The 19,998-nt window shown below is 51.9% G+C and carries 21 protein-coding genes; 7 read left to right on the top strand and 14 right to left on the bottom strand.

What is annotated here, in order from left to right:
• Positions 1 to 9: 9 nt before the first annotated feature.
• Together M891_RS0100235 and M891_RS0100225 are read right to left on the bottom strand one after the other, a co-directional pair.
• Positions 10 to 942, bottom strand: a complete 933-nt coding sequence (locus M891_RS0100235) for a peptidoglycan recognition protein family protein (protein ID WP_036699055.1) — start codon at positions 940 to 942, stop codon at positions 10 to 12.
• Between the two features lie 428 nt (positions 943 to 1,370).
• A complete protein-coding gene (locus M891_RS0100225) occupies positions 1,371 to 1,658 on the bottom strand; it encodes a hypothetical protein (protein WP_028537377.1) in 288 nt (95 codons plus the stop codon).
• Between the two features lie 291 nt (positions 1,659 to 1,949).
• Between M891_RS0100225 and M891_RS0100215 the strand changes: the two genes are divergently transcribed.
• The 3 genes from M891_RS0100215 (at position 1,950) to M891_RS0100205 (ending at position 3,420) form a co-directional block, all read left to right on the top strand.
• Positions 1,950 to 2,306, top strand: coding sequence for a helix-turn-helix domain-containing protein (locus M891_RS0100215; protein ID WP_016311280.1), 357 nt, complete (start codon positions 1,950 to 1,952; stop codon positions 2,304 to 2,306).
• Positions 2,307 to 2,427: 121 nt separating this feature from the next.
• The gene (locus M891_RS0100210) at positions 2,428 to 3,027 is read left to right on the top strand and encodes an ImmA/IrrE family metallo-endopeptidase (RefSeq protein ID WP_028537375.1); all 600 of its coding nucleotides are present in this window, start codon (positions 2,428 to 2,430) and stop codon (positions 3,025 to 3,027) included.
• Positions 3,028 to 3,030: 3 nt separating this feature from the next.
• A complete protein-coding gene (locus tag M891_RS0100205) occupies positions 3,031 to 3,420 on the top strand; it encodes a hypothetical protein (RefSeq protein WP_028537374.1) in 390 nt (129 codons plus the stop codon).
• Here the strand turns inward: M891_RS0100205 and M891_RS0100200 are convergent.
• Positions 3,405 to 4,568 (bottom strand): oxalate decarboxylase family bicupin, encoded by a 1,164-nt coding sequence (locus M891_RS0100200; RefSeq protein WP_028537373.1) that lies wholly within the window; start codon positions 4,566 to 4,568, stop codon positions 3,405 to 3,407. The genes M891_RS0100205 and M891_RS0100200 overlap by 16 nt on opposite strands.
• A gap of 288 nt (positions 4,569 to 4,856) precedes the next feature.
• Between M891_RS0100200 and M891_RS0100195 the strand changes: the two genes are divergently transcribed.
• Entirely contained in the window at positions 4,857 to 5,837 is a 981-nt protein-coding gene (locus tag M891_RS0100195; protein WP_028537372.1) for a glycoside hydrolase family 43 protein, read from the top strand.
• A 57-nt stretch (positions 5,838 to 5,894) separates the two neighbouring features.
• Here the strand turns inward: M891_RS0100195 and M891_RS24500 are convergent, their stop codons facing one another.
• Entirely contained in the window at positions 5,895 to 7,184 is a 1,290-nt protein-coding gene (locus M891_RS24500; protein WP_051416777.1) for an S-layer homology domain-containing protein, read from the bottom strand.
• Positions 7,185 to 7,191: 7 nt separating this feature from the next.
• Positions 7,192 to 8,841: a glycoside hydrolase family 27 protein gene (locus tag M891_RS22950; RefSeq protein WP_051416776.1), complete on the bottom strand. Its 1,650-nt coding sequence runs from the start codon at positions 8,839 to 8,841 to the stop codon at positions 7,192 to 7,194.
• A gap of 363 nt (positions 8,842 to 9,204) precedes the next feature.
• Between M891_RS22950 and M891_RS0100180 the strand changes: the two genes are divergently transcribed.
• The 3 genes from M891_RS0100180 to M891_RS0100170 all read left to right on the top strand — a co-directional run bounded on the left by M891_RS0100180 (position 9,205) and on the right by M891_RS0100170 (position 13,380).
• Positions 9,205 to 10,803, top strand: a complete 1,599-nt coding sequence (locus M891_RS0100180; protein WP_176222372.1) for a catalase — start codon at positions 9,205 to 9,207, stop codon at positions 10,801 to 10,803.
• 298 nt (positions 10,804 to 11,101) lie between these two features.
• Positions 11,102 to 11,983 (top strand): AraC family transcriptional regulator, encoded by an 882-nt coding sequence (locus tag M891_RS0100175; RefSeq protein WP_028537370.1) that lies wholly within the window; start codon positions 11,102 to 11,104, stop codon positions 11,981 to 11,983.
• A 113-nt stretch (positions 11,984 to 12,096) separates the two neighbouring features.
• Positions 12,097 to 13,380 (top strand): glycoside hydrolase family 27 protein, encoded by a 1,284-nt coding sequence (locus M891_RS0100170; protein WP_028537369.1) that lies wholly within the window; start codon positions 12,097 to 12,099, stop codon positions 13,378 to 13,380.
• Here M891_RS0100170 and M891_RS0100165 read toward each other — a convergent pair whose 3' ends face one another.
• The 9 genes from M891_RS0100165 to M891_RS0100125 all read right to left on the bottom strand — a co-directional run bounded on the left by M891_RS0100165 (position 13,381) and on the right by M891_RS0100125 (position 19,984).
• Positions 13,381 to 13,746, bottom strand: coding sequence for a GntR family transcriptional regulator (locus M891_RS0100165; RefSeq protein ID WP_028537368.1), 366 nt, complete (start codon positions 13,744 to 13,746; stop codon positions 13,381 to 13,383).
• A complete protein-coding gene (locus M891_RS0100160; protein ID WP_028537367.1) occupies positions 13,743 to 14,399 on the bottom strand; it encodes an ABC-2 transporter permease in 657 nt (218 codons plus the stop codon). Before M891_RS0100160 ends, M891_RS0100165 begins: the two co-directional genes overlap by 4 nt.
• Positions 14,392 to 15,249, bottom strand: a complete 858-nt coding sequence (locus M891_RS0100155; protein WP_009224292.1) for an ABC transporter ATP-binding protein — start codon at positions 15,247 to 15,249, stop codon at positions 14,392 to 14,394. Before M891_RS0100155 ends, M891_RS0100160 begins: the two co-directional genes overlap by 8 nt.
• A 157-nt stretch (positions 15,250 to 15,406) precedes the next feature.
• Positions 15,407 to 16,306 carry a manganese catalase family protein gene (locus tag M891_RS0100150; protein WP_009224293.1) on the bottom strand — a complete coding sequence of 300 codons (900 nt, stop codon included), beginning with the start codon at positions 16,304 to 16,306 and terminating at the stop codon, positions 15,407 to 15,409.
• 111 nt (positions 16,307 to 16,417) lie between these two features.
• Positions 16,418 to 16,840: an OsmC family protein gene (locus M891_RS0100145; protein ID WP_016311267.1), complete on the bottom strand. Its 423-nt coding sequence runs from the start codon at positions 16,838 to 16,840 to the stop codon at positions 16,418 to 16,420.
• Between the two features lie 22 nt (positions 16,841 to 16,862).
• A complete protein-coding gene (locus M891_RS0100140) occupies positions 16,863 to 17,609 on the bottom strand; it encodes an amino acid ABC transporter ATP-binding protein (RefSeq protein WP_028537366.1) in 747 nt (248 codons plus the stop codon).
• A gap of 19 nt (positions 17,610 to 17,628) precedes the next feature.
• Positions 17,629 to 18,273, bottom strand: coding sequence for an amino acid ABC transporter permease (locus M891_RS0100135; protein ID WP_028537365.1), 645 nt, complete (start codon positions 18,271 to 18,273; stop codon positions 17,629 to 17,631).
• Positions 18,274 to 18,365: 92 nt separating this feature from the next.
• Positions 18,366 to 19,253 carry a substrate-binding periplasmic protein gene (locus M891_RS0100130; RefSeq protein ID WP_028537364.1) on the bottom strand — a complete coding sequence of 296 codons (888 nt, stop codon included), beginning with the start codon at positions 19,251 to 19,253 and terminating at the stop codon, positions 18,366 to 18,368.
• 80 nt (positions 19,254 to 19,333) lie between these two features.
• Complete coding sequence (locus M891_RS0100125; RefSeq protein WP_036699013.1) at positions 19,334 to 19,984, bottom strand: TetR/AcrR family transcriptional regulator; 651 nt, start codon at positions 19,982 to 19,984, stop codon at positions 19,334 to 19,336.
• Positions 19,985 to 19,998 lie beyond the last annotated feature (14 nt).

The raw sequence follows: 19,998 nt of genomic DNA, 5'->3' as shown, positions 1-19,998 counted from the left end.
CCCTCCTTCTTATTGCTCCGGGATGCCCGCCGCCCGGCGCAGGTAGTTTGCTAAGTTGTTAAAATGCTGCGCTCGTGCCATATTCCCTTCGTCCCGTGCCTTAAACCATGCCGGAGAAAGCCAGCGGAAGATGATTTCCTGTGCATTGCTTTTTGGCAGTGGAATCAATGGGCCGGGAGTGGACGAAGAGGCTAATGGAATGCCTGAGGCCACCCGTAGATTGTTCGCTAAATTGTGAAAATGCGTCATGCCAACTTGGTCCCCTTTGGCACGTGAAGCAAACCATGCAGGAGAAACGTAGTTGTCGATCAGCGACTGTGCGATGGAAGCGGGCAATGGCGTAAACGATGTATTTGAGTTTGACGTCGGGCTAGTTGTACGCATGGTCTTGAGTTCGGCTGAGATATCGTCCAGCAATCGGTTCATCGTTTTCCCGCCTGTAGCCAGAGCTTTATCAGGATCCTGTCTTCGCGCGGGATCGAGTTGCCTGTGAGATGGAATAAAGACGTAAGGGTTCTTGTTCCATTTGTAACAGCAATAAGCCAGATACCAGACATACCGCTTGTACGCTTCCGTAAATTTTATGCGCCCGCCGTAACAAAATTCCACCCCGATGGCCGCATCGTTGGCATCATAGCCAAATAAATCGTTGTCCGTCGTCACGTTGTACAGCACGTGCCAAGCTTTTTCCGCAGGATCCGAGCCAGTGCCTGTCGGGATAATTTCAAGAATTTTTGTATCATCGATAAACACATGGGCCGAGGCCGTACGATCCTTCAGCGCGTTGAAATAGGCATAGTGGTTGTCCGCCGTAGCCCCCGGATTCCCCGTGTCATGCGCCACAAAAAACTCCGGGGTTCCCGTCGTCAACCTCGTCCCTGGTCGGACGTTAGGCCGCTTTGCAATGTATCGCCTTTCAATCCGGTATTTTTGTGCATCCATAAGCGATTTCACCCCTTCCATTTATGCTATTCGTCAAGGTATCCCCTTCGCTTGTGCGCTTGTGAGTACGATTCTAGGATTTTCATCATAAAACAAAAGAGCCTGCGATGATTTAGCAGACTCTGGTATAATTTAGCATGTACAACTGAACTTGGGTGGGACAGTATCGCCTCCGGATGGGAGGTGATGCGTATGCAATTTTCGTTTTCGGAAGTGATCATGCTAGGCATGTTTGTCCTTGCACTGCTTACTTATCTGAATAAACGAAAATAACCCGCCCAGGTTAGCGCCGAGGTGCGGGTTATTCTCTGAAGTACATTTGGAGGTTTCCCACCCAAGTGTTGTACCGGGGAGGCTGTGGCGCAGCCTCCTTGTTTCTATTGTTATCTTAGCATACTCTTCCATATACCTCAATCATACCCAAGAGCTTATTCCTCCAGCCGATCGATCCGTTTATGGGCTTGTTTTGCTGACTCTTCGACGCGGGTTAGCCGCTCGGAGAAGGCTTCAAATCGCTGGCCTTGAAGCTTCTGCTCGATTTTCATGTCGTCAATGAGTCTCTTGAGATTTACGATCTCTGTTCGTCTCATCGCCTCAGCTTCAGCCGCTTCCTCAGCTTCCCTCCGCATCGCTTTCGAGCGCCCGGCCCAGCCTAATGCTATCCCACTAATTGCCGCTAAGGCCGATGTGATCGAAGTTAGTGCAGTCATGTCCATAAATCTCACCTCTCTTAAGTTTCTTTAAGCGAAGTTTATTACCATTTTGGAAATCCCTATCTTCCTTATCTTCAATTGAGCTTGTCCAAGAAAAGTTTGGATAGAGTGTTTTCCACCCTCTTTTTTACCAATTTGGTAACCGCAACCTGATTATATGTTGCCATTTTGGTAATGTCAAGCCATATGATTACCGATTTGGTAATATAAAAAATTCCCATCCTTACCGCCTTCTCTTTACCAATTTGGCAACTTGTGCTACACTAAATGAAACGGTTAGGAAGAGGAGTAACCATGCAAACGCTAGGCGAACGAATCAAATATCTTCGTGAACTACGTCAGCTCACGCAAAAAGACCTCGCCTCCCAAGCCGAAATTTCGGTCGTGCAACTGTCTCGGTATGAGACCAACGACCGCAAGCCGGATCCGGAGGTGCTGCGTAAAATCGTTGACGCTCTGGATACCAGTGCCGATTATTTACTAGGCCGGACCAACGACCCGTCTTCAGCAGTGGGGAAAGGCATGAGTTTGTCTTTTTTCGGAGGACCTGAAGCGTATACGGCGGATGAAATCGCCATGATGGAGGCAGCTCTGAAAGCATATCGGGAGCAGAAGAAGAAGCTGCTGGACGGAGACGAAACGAAAGGCTAAATTATTCGAAGATAACGAGTTACATATAAAGTCAACAAGACAACTACAACGGCCCTGATCCTAAGGGCCCTTATTTCGGACTATAGACCGAACATACATTCTTATCCAAGAGGTGACTTGAATGTTGTACGCCTATTATCGCGAGACTCATCTGGAGCAATGGATGAATACCAAATATCTGAATCACGGGATCTCGTCCCCCGCCGATCTCGACATCGACCGCATCGCCGAAGCCTTCGGGATCGGGTTAGTCTACGGGAATCACCCGTCCTTTTCGGACAATGAGGAGAATGTGATTTTCCTGAACAAAATGATGCAGGCGGATCAGACCCGGGTCGTCTTCTTCCATGAACTTTGCCATGTGCTGCGCCATGCTGGAGATCAGCGGCGGATGACCGAGCTGTTCATGCATGCCCAAGAGACCGAAGCTGAGCAGTTTGTGCTGTATGCCGCCATTCCTTTCTATATGTTCGCCAAGCTGCCGGTGCCGGATCATCGCAGCGAAGCGGTGGCTTACATTGCCGAACAGTTCCAGGTTCCCCCGGAGCTGGCGGAGCAGCGGTTGGACCAAATCCAACGGCGGGTGCTGCAGGGCAGCCTCATCGCAGCTGCCCAGGAGGCAACCCGCCGCCAGCGCGAAGCGGAGCAGAGCTGGTCGCCGGAAACCCGGCGGGTACTGTCCCAGCTGGAACGACAAATCGGAAGTCGAGGAGGGCGGTAAAGAATGCGGATTGCGGCATATTGCGATTATTATACGGACTCGATCCGTCCGCTGCAGTTAATTGTGGATCTCCAGCCAGGGGATGTGGATTGGTCGGAAACGCTGTATATCCCGGTTTCGGGACCGTTTGAGCCGTTTGCTCCCGAGGATTTTGGCGACCTGCCCTGCGTATCTGTCCTGCTGGAAGACCTCGTTCGACCTAAGCTGGAACAGGAGCCATCAGATCAAATCTCAGCTGGCGCACCGGACACATCGCACTCCCATCCATCGCAACAGCTGCTGGGCATCCGCCTGCCGCAAATTGCTGCCCGCTGCGGCGATCCCTCGGACATCCAGCGCCTGGTGTTGCAGATGGACGAAGTCGAAGAAATTCTAGGCTATGTCATCGGTTGATTGGGATGGTCGTATTTGACAACCGGCCATTTTTGCTTGCGCAGCGCGTCCATCAGCAGCGGCCCGACATTCAGATTGCTCTCCACCAGCTGATGCGGCGTCAGCGCCATCCATTGATTGAGCGACACATCCGCAAATCGGTCACTGCGGAACATCTCCAGGAACCAGATGCTGCGGTCGCCGGTATTCTGGATATAGTGGCCATAGGCAAACGGTACATACCCTACATCCCCTGCTCTGACGTTAAAGGTACGGGCAGCGCCGTTACCGGCAAATACGGTCATCCGTCCTTTCCCGGACAAATAATATTGCCATTCATCATTGTTGGGGTGCCAATGCAGCTCTCGCATTGCACCAGGCTTAATTTCCACAAGGGCAGCCGCAATCGTCTTGGAAATGGGGAAGTTCCGCGAATCCGCGATCCGTACCGTCCCGCCCGGCGTTCGAATCGGCTCTTGGGCCAGCAGGCTGTGCTTGAAGCTGAGAGGAATTTCGCCGTACGGCGATTCAATCCTTTGCGTGTCGATCGGCCCCGGAACACGGTCCTGATAAATATACACCTGCTCTTTCGGGATATGGTCGAACGCCTTTTCAGGCACGCCAAAATTCGCAGCAAGCACCTCTTTGGGCGTATGGGCAAACCAGTCGGAGATCGTCAACGTATTGAGGTCAGAGAAATTCCCGTCATCGAACACAAGCAGAAACTCGCAGCCTTCCTCCAGCCCTTGAATCGAATGGGGAATCCCCGGTGGAAAATACCACAAATCCCCCACGCCCACATCGGCGATAAAGTTCCTCCCGTCCTGATCCACCGCTGTAACCCGGGCACTGCCCGAAATCATAAACGACCATTCTGCCTGCTGGTGCCAATGCAGTTCCCGCACTCCCCCCGGCGTCAGACGCATATTGACCCCCGCCAGCGTCGTGGCGATGGGCAGCTCCCGAACCGTAATTTCCCGGGACCATCCCCCATGGTTCAACTGCATATGCGTATCCGAAAAAGAAAACTTCAAATTCGGAATCAATCCGTTATCGGTCACTGGAGGAACCAGCATATCGGGATTCTCGCGATCCCGCATGACGTCACGCGGGCCTGTATCGGTAGCCCCGGCGCCGTCAGCCCGTATCGGCTGAGGGATCGACGACATCGCGCCAGCTTGATTCTCCGGCTGCCTGGAATCAGATGAATCCAAATGATCCGACATTCACCATCACTCCTATCTGGACATGTTGCTGCTAATTTTTACCAAAACTTATTTACACAGTGAACCTATTCCCGTATGAGCAAAAATATGTAGTGATTCATTTCCACTTTTCCCATAAAAATCGACGATTTCGGAGAAAATAACGTTAAGTGCTTGATAGTTGCCTAAGCTTCTGTATAATTAAAGTTAGTAAGTTTAGTCAACAAACTAACTAGGTAAAGGGGAATCCTTGTGGAAAAACCTGTACGTCCGAATGAACCACTTGTAACTCACATTTATACGGCAGACCCATCTGCCCATGTGTATGAAGGCAAGATCTATATTTATCCATCCCATGACATCGATCATGACGGTCCAGACAACGACAACGGTGACCAATACGCCATGGAGGACTACCATGTCCTGTCGCTGGACGACTTCAACTCTCCATGCGTCGATCACGGTGAAGTCCTGCATGTGCGCGACGTCCCATGGGCCAGCAAGCAAATGTGGGCTCCGGATGCGGCTTATAAGAACAATACTTACTATCTCTACTTCCCTGCGCGGGACAAAGATGGCATTTTCCGTATCGGCGTAGCGACCAGCTCTTCGCCTGCCGGGCCTTTCAAGGCGGAAGAAAACTATATTCCAGGCAGCTTCAGCATTGATCCGGCTGTTCTCGTGGATGACGACAATCGTGCCTACATGTATTTCGGCGGACTTTGGGGCGGCCAACTGGAGAAATGGCAAACCGGCACCTTCAATCCGGACGCAGAAGGCCCGGCACCAAATGCACCGGCGCTTGGACCACGCTTCGCCGAGCTGAGCGACGATATGCTGACCTTCAAATCCGAACCGCAGGAAATCTCGATTGTGGATGAGGATGGCAATCCGCTGTTAGCCAAAGATGAGGAGCGCCGTTATTTCGAAGGGCCATGGGTGCACAAGTACAACGGGTATTACTACTTGTCCTACTCCACCGGAACGACCCATACGCTGGTTTATGCGATCAGTAAGAACCCGCAAGGTCCTTTCGTATTTAAAGGTAAAATCCTGGAGCCAGTCATCGGCTGGACCACTCACCATTCGATCGTGCAATTCCAAGATAAATGGTACCTGTTCTACCATGACAGCTCGCTGTCCGGCGGTGTGAACCACAAACGCAGCGTTAAATATACTGAGCTGCATTACAATCCGGACGGCACCATCCAAACCATCGATCCATATAAATAAGCACCAAGAAGGAGCGCCCATCGGCTGAAGCAAGCCGGGTGGCGCTCCTCTTTTATTTCATTTCAGCTGTTCTCCGCCTTCTGCTCTCGGCATCGCGGTGTGCTCTGTCGATGCTTCCGCAATCTCATAGAATGCCCAATGCGTCTGCGGAACGTCACGCCACACCGGAAGTACGTCGGCTCCGCCAAACAGCGGCCCCCGCTCCAATGCGCGGTTCAACACCGTCACAGCCTCGGCCCGTGTGACCAAAGCCGTTGGCCGGAACGAGCCGTCAGCATATCCGCTGACGATACCCGCCGCTTGAGCCGCTAGGATCGCCTGCTCCGCCCAATGACCGGCAGTGTCCGAGAAGCCTGCGCCTCGCTGCCCTGCAGCCGACTTCATCAACTTCACGGCGATCGCCGTAATTTCCGCCCGTGTGACGGGCTTTTCCGGCTTGAAGCTGCCATCGGCATAGCCTTGCATCAAGCCCATTCTGTACGCTTTGGCAATCGCCTCAACGGCCCAATGACCTGCCGGAACATCGCTGAAGCGAATTGCTTGGCCCGCTTCCTTCATTTCCACCGTTTTAACTAACATGGCGGCCATCTCCGCGCGAGTGATCGGGTTCTCCGGTTTAAACAAACCACCGGGGTAACCGCTGATATAAGCCTTATGCATAGAGGTTAACGCTACGTCCGACTTCACTAAAGCAAAGGTGCTGAAATGATCGACGGTGAATTTCAACCCTTTGCCGTTGGCTAACGGAACAACTTCCCCCGTCAGGAACTCCGTTGTTCCGCCGGAATGTTCGACATAGACCCCGAGTTTAGTCGGGTCTACTTCATCTGCCATCCCCGTTAACGGCAGAACAAGCTCGACCTCCCGGTTTTGTAAATTCGTCTCGATTTGAACCGGGCGGCCGATAATTGTAACTTCATTACCTCCTGTAGCCGTAAGCACAACCTCAGCCTGGTTCGCGCGCCCTTCGATTTCCTTGGTTTGGGCGGCTGCTTTTACCGGCTGGATCGTCATCGTCACATCACCGCTTGCCCCCTGCAAGGAAGCTGCCGGAATCGTGATCTCCCCGTTTACGGTTCGAAATTGCAAGTCAAGTCCACGCCCCGTGAGCAAGGAAATGACGTCGCGGGCAAGCGAAATCTTGATGGTGCTCACTTCATCCTTCGCATCCGGGATCATCAGACTCAGCGAAGCGGCGCCTTCTTCCGCCAATTTGTTAATCGCTTCCCGAAGCTTAGCATCGGCCGTCAACTTGATTTCATCCTGCTTCGAGCCATCAGCTGCGGTCGTCCGAACGATGTCGACCGGGATAGGACTGGATGGATCGCGGATAATTTCCGGTTCCACTGGACGGCTAGGCGGCGTTGACGGTCCAGATGGAGGCGAAGGCGGGTTCGTCGGATTGGTTGGCGTTGTTGGCGGCGTCGATATAGATCACCCAATGCTCTCCCGTCTCAACGACGGACTCGGGCGCCGCTTGCTCTAAGCTTTCCACCAAGTTGCTCACTTCTGGCGCAATTGGATTCGTTGCATCGGAAGACTCCATAATCATGACGTTCAAATCTTGGGCATCCTGTACCAGCTCTTTACCGCCGTTGCGCGTCCAGCTTCCGGTATATTTCACGCCTGTGTCGTCATCATTCACTTTGGAGGTTCCGTTCTTGGCTGTAACCTTGAACAAACGCGAAGCATGCGGCTCCAAATAAATGTTGGTCATTCCGGTTGCATCATCGCCAAGCTCCTTATGGGCCCACAAATCGCGGACCGAAGCAGCGCCGTCCAAACCGATGTCGCTCCACTTCACATTCATGGATGCGCCTTTGGTGCCCAGATTAAACAAAGCCACCGTGTATGTGCCATCCCCATTATTGGCGTACCACACCTGTTGATTGGTTGCCATCGATACGGGATGTGCCGGGCGGCCGGCTTGGTTGACGGCGATCACCTCATCATTCGTCAACAGCTCCAGACCATAGCTGTCCAGGTTAGTTAAATCGTCGCCGGTGTAAAATTGCGCACAGGCAATCGCCCACAGCGTTGCCGCGGTCTGCCGCTCGTCTCGGGTCAAGCCGGACGTCTGCCCGTTCCCAATGTTAAGCGAGTCGAAATCGTTCCAACCGCCGGGGCCAGCGTCACGCCACCACAAGGCAGCATCCGGGAACAACCGGGCGATGTTCGACCATTGGGTCATCCCAATGTTGCGGTCATACGCCTCCACATCCCAATTGACGCGCCAGCCATTGGCGTATTTTTTCCAGAAGTCTACGTAGTTGTGGTCCAGCGCCCAGGACAGTTCCAGCCATATTCCGTGCTTGGACAACGCCATCGACCAGGCCTTTACGTCATCCCGCGCGTCGATCGATAGGTCGTTATGGCCAGACCCGGGAGTCACGCTGTCGAACTTCACGAAGTCAACGCCCCAGGAGGCGATCAGATCCGCGATGGAGTTCACATATTCCTGCGCCCCCGGCTTGGAGAAGTCGATTTTGTAATCGATATCCCAATAGTCCGCTGGTCGAAGCGGCTGAGCGGCGATGTCCTGCATATGGTATTCCGTGCCGTAAATCGGCAGGTTCTTCTCGTAAGCTTCTTTGGACAAACCGGGAATCAAATAGATCCCGACCTTCTGTCCATTATTATGGATATAGTCCACCAAATTCTCAAAACCGTTAGGATACAACGTTTCACTTGGAAGCGGCCGGCCGTATTCGTCCATGCTGCCGTTCCAGCCTGCGTCGATGTTGATGTATTCGTACCCGTGGGCTTGCAGCTTCTCGCGCATGGCATCGGAGATCATCTTCAGCTTCGCTTCCGAGGTCCAATTTCCCTCCGGCCCGTCGTACACCTGCAGGCTGTAGCTGCTCCAACCCATATAAGGCTTCAATGCCAGGCCGTTATCGGCGGCATGGGCCACCTTGCTCTCCGTGCCAAAATAAGCAAAGGGCACTAGAGTCAGCGCCGCCGCTAACCAGCAAACCAACGTCTTTTGCAGCAAACGGATCATCAATTCATCTCCTTTGGTAGATATTGTGGTCCCTGTTGGACGGTTGGTGGTTCAATGATTCAGTGATTCTGTGATTCATTGAAGTTCGGTGCCCTCCCCCTTTCTGCGATTAAATTATCTTGGTAGCGCTTACATATCTGTCCGATGAAATGATCTCATGAACGTGCCGGCTTCGCCTAGGTACATCTCTTCGTTTGGCGTACACTTCCTCCTGATTTCGATGGAGCATCCAGCGGATCTCAGCAACCATTTTTTCGGGCAAGGGACAATTTCCCATATATCGTTCCCTATATTTCCATTAAATGTATATTTACTCCGTTCACGGTACACGCTATCCCCATATCAATCATTGGAGGTCATGTTGTGGATAGCCAAGCTGGAACAAACTACGAATCAACGGAAGCCGAACATATTTTAACGGACCGTCAGGGTCACCCCATCACGGACAATCAGAACGTCCGGACCGTAGGAAGCCGGGGGCCAACCACCTTGGAGAACTATCATTTCCTCGAGAAAATCACCCATTTCGACCGGGAACGTATTCCGGAACGAGTGGTACACGCGCGGGGGGCCGGGGCTCATGGTTATTTTGAAGCTTACGGCAAAGTCGGGGACGAGCCGATTGCGAAATATACCCGGGCCAAGCTGTTTCAGGAGGCCGGAAAACGGACGCCGGTGTTCGTCCGCTTCTCAACCGTGATCGGCGGCGGGGAATCCCCCGAAACGCTCCGCGATCCGCGCGGATTTGCGGTGAAATTTTATACGGAGGATGGCAACTGGGATTTGGTGGGCAACAACCTGAAGATCTTTTTTATCCGTGATCCGTTGAAGTTCCCGGATATGGTGCATTCCTTCAAGCCCGATCCAGTCAGCAAGCTGCCGGACCCGGAGCGAATGTTCGACTTCCTGTCGCAAACGCCGGAATCGACACATATGGTGACTTTCCTGTTCTCGCCTTGGGGCATCCCGGCAAACTACCGTCAGATGCAGGGTTCAGGGGTCAACACGTATAAATGGGTCAATAAAGATGGAGAAGCCGTACTGGTCAAATACCATTGGGAGCCGAAGCAAGGGATCAAAAACCTGCTGCAGCACGAGGCCGACGAGATCCAGAAGACCAACTATAACCATGCCACGCAAGATTTGTATGAGGCGATCGAGCGCGGTGATTATCCGGAGTGGGAGCTGTGCGTGCAGATCATGAACGATGACGACCATCCGGAGCTGGACTTCGATCCGCTGGACCCCACCAAGCTGTGGGATCCCGAGAAATTTCCGTTTCTGCCGGTTGGCAAAATGGTGCTGAATCGCAATCCGGAGAATTATTTTGCCGAGGTAGAGCAAGCGGCGTTTGGGACCGGCGTGCTGGTGGACGGGCTGGATTTCTCCGATGACAAGCTGCTGCAAGGGCGGACCTTCTCTTACTCGGATACGCAGCGTTACCGCGTGGGGACAAACTATTTGCAACTTCCCATCAATGCGCCAAAAACGAAGGTTGCCACGAACCAACGCGGTGGGCAAATGGACTATCGGGTCGTCCACAATCCGGGCACGAACCCGCATGTCGATTATGAACCGTCAACGAAAGAAGGCCTGAAAGAAGCGGACAAACGAGGCAAAGACCATGAGCCGCATTACGACGCCAATCTGGTTCGACGGAAGATCGAACGCACCAACGATTTCGCTCAAGCCGGCGAGACCTACCGCAAGTTTGATGATGTGGAGAAAAACGAGCTGATTTCCAATTTGGTGAACAATCTGAAGGTGTGCAGTCCTAAAATACAGGAAACGTGGATCAGCTACTTTACCCAAGCTGACGAAGAGTATGGAAGACGCGTAAAGGAAGGGCTTGAAGCGGCCAAGCGGGAAATGGGAGCCGCAGGCAAGCATACCAGCACGGCGGACGCAGATCAAGCGATGGATAAAGCCAAAGGGATGGGGCACGAGTCCGATCGGTATTAATGAACAAAACCTGCGAGGGCCTTGTGGGCAATCGCAGGTTCTTTATGACTCGCCGCAGCCCAGCAAATCCAGCCGCAGCGGCGTAAAGGTCTCCCGCAGCTTGCTAGGCTTCAGCGCGCGGCAGCCCTGCAAGCAAACCGCTTGGGATCACCAGTGTTTTCCCCCGCCGACAGGAGCGTTTTGTCCCCATATTCCAGTTGTCCTTATGTTTTCTCCTTTAAACTTATGGGATAATGGCCTTATCGTTCCAATCTATGGGATGCGATATTCATCTTTACATGGTTGAAGGAGGATCCCTATGGACATGACAAGGGGAACTTACGGTTTCCGGTTCGCTGAAGACCAAGAGCTTCCGCTGTGCGTGTTGTTTGCCGCCGGCTATGACTCTATCACTGATCCTTCTTATCACTGGGACGGATTAGAGCGAACGGACGGACCTTTGCTCCTATTCCAATATACGTTCTCCGGAGAAGGGGTCTTTGAGCTGGGTGATTGCTCTCACCGCGTTACCGCCGGACAAGCGTTCCTCGCCGAAATTCCAAGTTCCCATCGCTATTATTATCCGCAAGAAGCTTCGGCGCCTTGGGAGTTCCTGTTCCTGCTGTTTCGGCCGAATGTGGTACTTCCCTTATGGCGAAAATTCCTCAGCGAAGCCGGAGCAGTTCCTTATCTTCCCGAAGACTCCACACCGGTGCGGTTGGCGCGTATGATCATCACTGATGCGGGAGCAGGTCGGATCACCGATCCCTACATCGCCTCATCTTGCGTTTACCAGTTCGTCACGGAATTAGCCAGAATGCAGGTTACGTCGCAGAAAAATAAAGAGAACTGGCCGGAAAGCGTCAAACGCGCCGCCGAGTTGATGGAGAGCAACTATGCGCAGATGATCAGCATCGATCAGCTCTCCGAGCATGTTGGCTTGTCCAAGTACCACTTGATCCGCCGGTTTTCGGACAGTACAGGTCTTACGCCAGGCGCTTATCTGACCCGTGTCCGCACCGAAAAAGCGATGGACCTGCTTCGCGGTACGTCACTTAGCATTGAGACCATTGCTGAGCGGGTAGGTTATTCCAGCGGAAGTTACTTCATTAAGGCCTTCCGCCGTTTGACCGGGCTCACCCCAGGAGAGTTCCGCAGCGGGGGCGAAAGTCTGGTCTATCGCAAGCTATTCTTCGATTAAACGCAATATTTTGCTATTCATATCGCAAAGTTACTATAGATATAGCAAAACTCCTTTAGGTAAGATGAACCTAACAAGAGCAATAAAGATCCATCCGTAAAGGAGTTTTGCAAATGAACCATCAGCAGATTGCCCCAACTCCACCGCTAGGTTGGAATAGTTGGGACTGCTACGGCGCAGCTGTGACGGAAGAAGAGATTCGGGGCAATGCGGAATACATGGCCAAGCATCTGAAAGACTTTGGTTGGAACTATATCACCGTGGATATTCAATGGTATGAACCAGGAGCCCTTTCGTCTCAATATCGGCCGTTTGTTCCGCTTGTGATGGACGGCTATTCCCGGCTGATGCCTGCCGAGAATCGCTTCCCCTCTGCGGCCGGCGGCCAAGGCTTCAAGCCGTTAGCGGATTATGTGCATAGCCTCGGGCTGCGATTCGGCATTCATATCATGCGCGGCATTCCGCGGCAAGCCGTTCACGCCGCCACACCGATCTTGGGGACGACCGCAACCGCACGTGATATTGCACATCCCAATTCGATCTGTCCCTGGAATACCGATATGTACGGTGTGGATGCCTCCAAAGAAGGGGCGCAGGCCTATTATGATTCGCTCTTTGCCTTGTATGCCTCATGGGGCGTTGATCTCGTAAAAGTGGACGATATTGCCGCTTCCCGGCTTTACGGCACCCACCAAGCCGAAATTGCATTGATCTCCGAGGCGATCAAGCGCTGCGGCCGTCCGATGGTGCTCAGCTTATCCCCCGGACCGGCTCCGGTGGAGCTTGCAGCTTTCTTCGCCGAACATGCCAACATGTGGCGCATGACGGACGATTTCTGGGACCAGTGGCCGCTGCTAAGGGACATGTTCGACCGCTGCCGGGCATGGCAGGGCGTCCCGCAAGCCGGGTCATGGCCGGACTGCGACATGCTGCCGCTGGGGCATATCGGCATCCGCTCGGTGGACGGCGGCGGGGCGGATCGCTGGACCCGGTTCACCCGCGACGAACAATTAACGATGATGTCGCTTTGGAGCATTTTCCGTTCGCCGCTGATCTTTGGCGGGGAACTCCGAGACAACGACGAATGGACCTTGTCGCTGCTGACCAACCGCGAGGTGCTGCGCATGCACCGGGAAAGCCGCGGCGCCAAAGAAGCCCTTCGGCAAGACGACCTGATCGTTTGGACGGCCGACCATCCCGAAGGGTTCAACTATGCAGCTGTTTTTAATGTAGGGGAAAGCGCGCTGCCGCTAGAGCTCCCTCTGGAGCAAATCGGTTTATCCGGCATTTCTTCCGGGACTGAGCTGTGGAGCGAAGCTCCTGCGGAGCTTACGGCGGCTGGGGAGCTTCGGACTACGATCCCGCCGCATGGGGTGCGGTTGTATCGGTTGGAATAGTCAGTACACCTGCTTCAACAACCCAATCATCTCATCCAAGGTCAGACCAAAGGACTTGTAATAGGACACTTCACTAGCCAACTGTTCCATCACCATTTCGTTGCGGATGCGCTGCATCTCTTCGGGGGAAAATTCAGCGACAAAACACCCTTTGCCAGTCACCGTATGGATCAAGCCGCGCCGCTCAAGTTCTTCCCACGCCTTCTTGACGGTGATGACACTCACCCGCAGCTCATGAGCGGCTTGCCGGATGGGCGGCAGGATATAGCCGCTCTCCAGCTCCCCTTTTAGAATTTGGGCGCTGATTTGCTCGAACAGTTGCTGATAGATCGGTTTCTCCGAAGTATTGGATATCGCGATGTTCATTGGATCTCCACTTGAAGGAATCGTTTGACCGCCATCCGGTAAGCCACTGCGGTAAGCGCAATGAAAATCACGATTCCTGCGATCAGAATATAGGCTTGAACTGCCAAATGATTCGCTTCCGTCCCATAAAACATACGATTCATCCCCGAATTCGCGATCCCGATCCACTGGGTGATCCCTGCAAACAATGTAGCTGCTACAGTGGAGATCAGCAGTGCCATACCAAATTTATACGCCGTCTTGTAATACATCGGAATAAAAATCAGGTTAAAGATCGCCAGCATCACCAAACAGAGACCAAAGAATCCTAAGTTCGGCGGGAAGAAGAAGTAGGTTATATCCGAATAGAAGCGCTGACTGACCAGGCCAAAGATTAGGGCAACCACCACATGCGCCAATTCCAGTCCGGCGATCACGATAATCCGCGCTTTCACAATGTCCCGTTTCGTAACAGGCATCATCGAGGTGAACATCAAATCGTTTTGTGCTCTCAGTTGGTTAAACATATTGGGGATGGTGATCCAACAAAAATACAAAATCACTATGAAGTAAATCCAGCCAGGAACAAACATCAAAACGCCCATTAACACAGGCATGCTCAATAATAGAGGATGTACACCCAGTCGGATATCTTTTCGGATCAAATTAATCATGGTTCTGCCCCCCTTTTCTCGCATAGTAAATCATAATATCCTCTAAGCTTGGCGTGGCGGCTCGGATTCCCGAAGTCGGGTCAAAGTCATCCGCATGGATCAAGCCCGTAAAGCCAAACGAGTTCGTTTTGTAGGAAATCATCCGGTCCTTCACCTGTGCAAGCTGGCCCTCGGAACCGTTCACGAGAAGATAGGATTCTTTGAATTCATCCTTCTCCCCGCTCAGCACAATTTGCCCGTTTGAGATAAAGGTAATATAATCTGCGCACTTCTCCAAGTCGGAGGTAATATGGGTGGAGAACAGAATGCTCACCTCGCCATCAGCAATCAGCTCCTGAAAAAGATCCAGCAGGTCATCCCGTGAAGCCGGATCCAGCCCGCTGGTCGGCTCGTCGAGGATCAGCAGCTTGGCCCCATGGGACAAAGCAAGCGTCAGGCTGTATTTGACCTTCATGCCCGTTGACAGTTCGGCGATCTTTCTATTCTCATCCAAGTTAAATCTCTTCATGTAGGAGGAGTAGATTTGATCGTCCCAATTTTCATAAAACCTCTTAATGGTATCCGTCAACGTCTTAATCTTACTGCGCGTGTAAAAATCAATGCTCCCGAAAGCAAATCCAATCTCCTGCTTTAATTCCAGCTCATGTTCCGCCATGTTCTTGCCCAGAATGTAAACCTCACCGCTGTCGATCCGAGTCATATTTAAAATCGACTTGATCGTCGTCGTTTTCCCTGCGCCGTTAACTCCGATAAAGCCCATGATGTATCCCTTCTCCAACTGGAAAGAAACATCCTTCAGCTCAAAGGCGGGGAATTTCTTATGAATATGTCGAACATCTAGTGCCAGCATGGAATACCCCCTCTTTTTAAATTGTGTATATCGTGTATACACAATATATCACGGATGGGAGGAGGTGTCAATCGAAGGCTGCCTTTCATATGTAAAAAAAACACCCGCTCAACATTGCAGTTGACGGGTGTTCAAAATCAGAATATACGTACAAAACTCAGAGCCCAGCGGCGCGTTGCAGCCGTTTCGCGATTTCCACCAAATCCTCTGGCGATATGCCGGGGGCGAATTCCTCCTGAATCGGCTCCAGTTCTGGAATTTCGCCGCTGTACCCCGGCAGTCCGGCAAATGCTTCCAGCCTGCCGCCGTCCGTCGGATGCTGGCCGCGCCAAATTTGGGCGATGCCGTGATAGTCATGATCGCTGAACGTATACAATCTGCGATGCTCACCAGCGGCTTCCCAAGGACGGGTCGCATCAAACTTCCGATTTTCAATTTTCGGGATGGGCAGCATTTTGGTGACATCCACTCCGGTTGCGATCTCAAGCGCCTTCGCATACGCCAACACGTGCACGCCGCCGCGCACAAGAAGATAACCGATCATTGCTCTGGCCGTCGGATGATCGGTCATTTCATAGACGCGGGCCTTATGCGTCCGTGCACCACACTCCAGGAAATAGTTATGCAGCAAGTCGAAGATCAAGTTGCCGCTGCTAACGACGTACGATCCGTTCCAAGGACGCCCCATTGAGTCATACGGCAGAGAGGTCTGAGCGGATTCAATATAGTGAGGGGAGAAACGAAGATCCTTCGTATTCCCTAACGGAGTGGAATCCGGATCCCCGGGACGAGTCGTACCTTCCAGCATTAAATTGATCGTATTCGACACCAGCTCAACGTGACCAAACTCCTCTGCCGTAATACTCGCGACGAGGTCGTAAAACGGCTTGAGCTTGCTTTTTCCCCGGAAATTAAAGGACTGAAACAAATAGTTATTTAGCGTCGACATTTCACCAAACCGTCCGCCTAACAGTTCCTGAACGACGCTGGCGCCATTCGGATCCGGGGCTTTCGGTCTGGGCAATTCAATGGCCAATCGGTTTACGCGTTTAAACATGCATGTACCTCCCCATAAGTATCAATTACTAAAAGCCTACGGGGGATAGCTCGGATATTATGCCGGACGGGTATTGATCGTCCGAAGCTTTGGTGTGGAAGTGCCTTTTGTTTATGGCTGGAAAACCTCTTGACCGTTGAGGATCAGTCTGTAGCTGATGTCGGCTTTCAGCGAGTCCGATACAGCACAATATTTCTCTTTGCCCATTTGAATGGCTTTCCAAATTTGATAATCTGGAATGTCTCCTTCAACGCGGAAAATCAGCTCAATGGCGGTAAAGCCCGACGGATTCTGCTCTTTCCGGGTACCGTCCGCTTCGATCTCTAGTGAAGTGATCTTCTCAAGGAATGAATTCAGAATCATGGTGATGTCAATGCCGATACATCCGGCCAGTCCGGCCAGCAAAAGCTCCATGGGTGTTGCGCCTGTGCCGTCGCCGCCGTATTTTGGCGTAGCGTCCATTCTTACCGGATAACCGGAATCCCCGACTGATGTAAACAAACGTTTTCCATTCCAGGTTGTCATAACCTTCATCATCATTACCTACTTTCTGTTGTTAATGCTCCTGAAGTTGATTGATAAACTTACGAGCTCTTTCGGACGCCGTATTCTGAAAAAAAACTTCCGGTTCCTGCGATTCCACAATTACACCGCCATCCATAAACACGATCCGATTGGCGACCTGACGGGCAAATTTCATTTCATGAGTGACGATGACCATCGTCATCCCATCCCGGGCCAGCTGGCGCATAACTTCCAGCACCTCTCCGACAAGCTCGGGATCAAGAGCTGAGGTCGGCTCGTCAAACAGCATGATCGCCGGCTCCATGGCTAATGCTCGGGCAATTGCCACCCGTTGCTGCTGGCCGCCGGACAGCCTCGAGGGATATTCATCCTTCTTCGCCAACAGTCCAACCCGATCCAGCAGTCGTTCGCCGATCTGTACGGCTTCTGCCTTTTTCATTTTCTTCACAGATAACAGCGATTCGATCACGTTGCCAAGCGCTGTCTTGTGCGGATATAAGTTAAACTGCTGAAAGACCATTCCCGTATGACGACGAATTTCACGGAAGGCGGCCTGTTTCTTCTTAGACGGCATGGACGCGTCCACTCGAACACCATTCACCTCAAGCGATCCGCCGTCCAGCTCCTCAAGCCCGTTCAGACATCTCAGCAGGGTGCTTTTGCCGGAACCACTTGGTCCGAGCAGCACAACGATTTCTTTGGGAGCCACATGCAGGTCAATGCTTTTCAACACCTCTGCTCCGTTAAAAGACTTGGACAGTCCTGTCGTTTGAATCATATTTGCTCCACCTCATGCCTCAATATACTTTGGACAACTGCTTCTCCACCGCATTCAGAATGGCCGAGAACACAGTGCTCATGATCCAATACATGGCGGCGATCCCAACGAAAAAAGGCATATAGACATAATATTGAGCGATCAGCAGCTGCGCTGAACGCAGCAACTCGGTGACCGTAATGGCCGACACCAGCGCCGTCTCTTTAAGCATTCCGATAAAGGTATTGCCCATAGGCGCAATGGCCACCCGAGCTGCTTGCGGCAGAATGATTCTTCTCATCGTCATCCAGCCCGTCATGCCCGTCGCATAAGCGGCCTCCGTCTGACCCTTCGGAATTGACTGAATCGCCCCTCTGAACGTTTCAGACAGATAGGCACCTACGTTGATGCTCAATGCCACATACGCGGCTGTCAGCGGCCCCAGCGTAATTCCGTAATCTACAACCCCATAATAAACAATAAAAATTTGGACAAGAAGCGGCGTACCTCGAATAATCGACACATATACACGGGCAATTCCGCGAACCAGCCAATTCCCTTTTAGTCGCGCAATCGCAACCACCAAACCGATGATCAGTCCGAAAAACATGGATACAACCGTAACAAGCAGCGTGTAATAAGCACCTTTCAGCAAGAAAGGAAGGTTATCCCATACCAGATTCATTGTCGTTTGAATCCCCTTTTGATTCCATGGTTAAAGCGAGAAGGCCATGAAAGAATACGAATTCTTCAAGGCCTTATCCTTTTCACGATTCTTTATTCTGCCGGCGGCTCTTCGCCAAACCATTTTTGGAAGATAGTGTTATAGGTGCCATCTGCTTTCATATCGGTCAAAGCCTGATCCAGAGCGGTCAGAAATTCCGGATTATTTTTGCGGATTGCGATACCCGCTTGGTCGGATTTGATCGCATCGCCCACCGCTTTAATTTTATAGCCGTTTTTGTCGACAATAGGTTTCAAGGCGTACAAGTTATTGATGGTGGCATCGATCCGTCCCGCATCCAAATCCTGCAGGGAAGTAATCACATCGTCATAGGTTTTGATCTCGAAGTTGCCAACCTGCGGCAGCACGTCATTCCGGAGATAGGTTTCATCGTTTGTGCCGAGTCCCACGCCGATATTTTTCCCTTTAAAGTCTTCCAGCTTCGTGATCGAGTTATTATCGTCTTTTACGATGATTTTAACTTGGTTCGTGATATACGGCTGGGTGAAATCAATTTGCTGCTTGCGTTCGTCGGTAATCGTAACCTGGCTGATAATGGCATCGATTTTGCCAGCCTGCAGACTAGGAATCAGTCCAGAGAATTCCTGCGGAGCAAACTCGACTTTAACGCCGAGCCGTTTGGCTACTTCTTTCGCAATGTCAGCATCAAAACCATCGATTTCCTTGTTGTCATTCAGGAAGTTGTAAGGCGCGTATGTCCCCATAAGCCCTACCTTTATCACACCCGCTGTTTTAATTTCGTTCAATAAATTACTATCGGCATTTGCGGAGCTTCCTCCGTTCGCCGCATTGTTGGAAGGAGCCGAGCTTGGCGCGTTATTGCCGTTATTGTTAGAACCGCAGCCAGTCAATGCCAGAACTACGAGCAATACGGCGGATAATGTTAGAAACAGCGGATTTCTGGATTTCTTACTTTTCAGCATGGATGTTCTCTCCTTTGTATTTATTGGGTAGCAGAATGGGTACAATTCCGAAACGGCAGATCATTATCCAATCAAAGCTAAACACCAAGCAAACCAAAAAATTCGAATCTGGCCGTCTCCGCGGCAAGCTGCTGAGCCGTTTTGGATTCGATCCCGCTGCCTGGCGGCGCGAACCCGAGCAACCAACGTGAAATGACGCCTTCGATCAAGCTCATAATCATCGTGGCACGGAATTCAGCATCGATGGAAGCCGGGAGCATGCCTAACTCAATCGCCCTGCGAATGTTAAGAAGAAAAGAGTTCTCCATAGCTGCTCTCGTTTCCCGGATCGCATGGCGAATCGTTTCAACCCCTTCACCTCTGCCGAAAATAAGCTCTATTAAATACCGGTTGGATTCGGCAAACCGAAACAGACTTTCCAGCAGAGCTTCGGAGGCATGTACCATGTCCTGCACCGATCCTGCTTCCCGTCGGTATCCATGACGGATGACGTCAAGCAATTTTTTCTGGCCTTCCTTCACAATTTCCAGCGCAATCGCTTCTTTGCTTTTGAAGTACCAGTAGAACGTCCCTTGAGCCACACCCGCCTCAGCGACAATATCGGAAATTTTTGTTGCATGATAGCCATCCTTGGCAAATCGCTTCATGGCAATTTGCAGAATATGCTCTCTGCGATCACTGTTGATTTGGGCTTCTTTCTCTCCGCTCAATCTGTTCCCACCCCACATGATTGACTAGTCAG

Origin of the sequence: Paenibacillus sp. J14 (assembly GCF_000518465.1) — a bacterium.
Lineage (GTDB): Bacteria > Bacillota > Bacilli > Paenibacillales > Paenibacillaceae > Fontibacillus > Fontibacillus barengoltzii.
Note: the sequence above shows the minus strand (reverse complement) of the source record. Positions and strands in the feature narration are given on the sequence as shown.

Coding starts and splice junctions, on each gene's coding strand:
- M891_RS0100135 (WP_028537365.1), bottom strand. CDS start 18,273: ATGAATCTGGTATGGGATAACCTTCCTTTCTTGCTGAAAGGTGCTTAT.
- M891_RS0100210 (WP_028537375.1), top strand. CDS start 2,428: ATGTTGTACGCCTATTATCGCGAGACTCATCTGGAGCAATGGATGAAT.
- M891_RS0100215 (WP_016311280.1), top strand. CDS start 1,950: ATGCAAACGCTAGGCGAACGAATCAAATATCTTCGTGAACTACGTCAG.
- M891_RS0100155 (WP_009224292.1), bottom strand. CDS start 15,249: ATGCTGGCACTAGATGTTCGACATATTCATAAGAAATTCCCCGCCTTT.
- M891_RS0100200 (WP_028537373.1), bottom strand. CDS start 4,568: ATGTCGTCGATCCCTCAGCCGATACGGGCTGACGGCGCCGGGGCTACC.
- M891_RS0100160 (WP_028537367.1), bottom strand. CDS start 14,399: ATGATTAATTTGATCCGAAAAGATATCCGACTGGGTGTACATCCTCTA.
- M891_RS0100170 (WP_028537369.1), top strand. CDS start 12,097: ATGAACCATCAGCAGATTGCCCCAACTCCACCGCTAGGTTGGAATAGT.
- M891_RS0100235 (WP_036699055.1), bottom strand. CDS start 942: ATGGATGCACAAAAATACCGGATTGAAAGGCGATACATTGCAAAGCGG.
- M891_RS0100140 (WP_028537366.1), bottom strand. CDS start 17,609: ATGATTCAAACGACAGGACTGTCCAAGTCTTTTAACGGAGCAGAGGTG.
- M891_RS0100225 (WP_028537377.1), bottom strand. CDS start 1,658: ATGGACATGACTGCACTAACTTCGATCACATCGGCCTTAGCGGCAATT.
- M891_RS0100125 (WP_036699013.1), bottom strand. CDS start 19,984: ATGTGGGGTGGGAACAGATTGAGCGGAGAGAAAGAAGCCCAAATCAAC.
- M891_RS0100205 (WP_028537374.1), top strand. CDS start 3,031: ATGCGGATTGCGGCATATTGCGATTATTATACGGACTCGATCCGTCCG.
- M891_RS22950 (WP_051416776.1), bottom strand. CDS start 8,841: ATGATCCGTTTGCTGCAAAAGACGTTGGTTTGCTGGTTAGCGGCGGCG.
- M891_RS0100150 (WP_009224293.1), bottom strand. CDS start 16,306: ATGTTTAAACGCGTAAACCGATTGGCCATTGAATTGCCCAGACCGAAA.
- M891_RS0100175 (WP_028537370.1), top strand. CDS start 11,102: ATGGACATGACAAGGGGAACTTACGGTTTCCGGTTCGCTGAAGACCAA.
- M891_RS0100145 (WP_016311267.1), bottom strand. CDS start 16,840: ATGAAGGTTATGACAACCTGGAATGGAAAACGTTTGTTTACATCAGTC.
- M891_RS0100165 (WP_028537368.1), bottom strand. CDS start 13,746: ATGAACATCGCGATATCCAATACTTCGGAGAAACCGATCTATCAGCAA.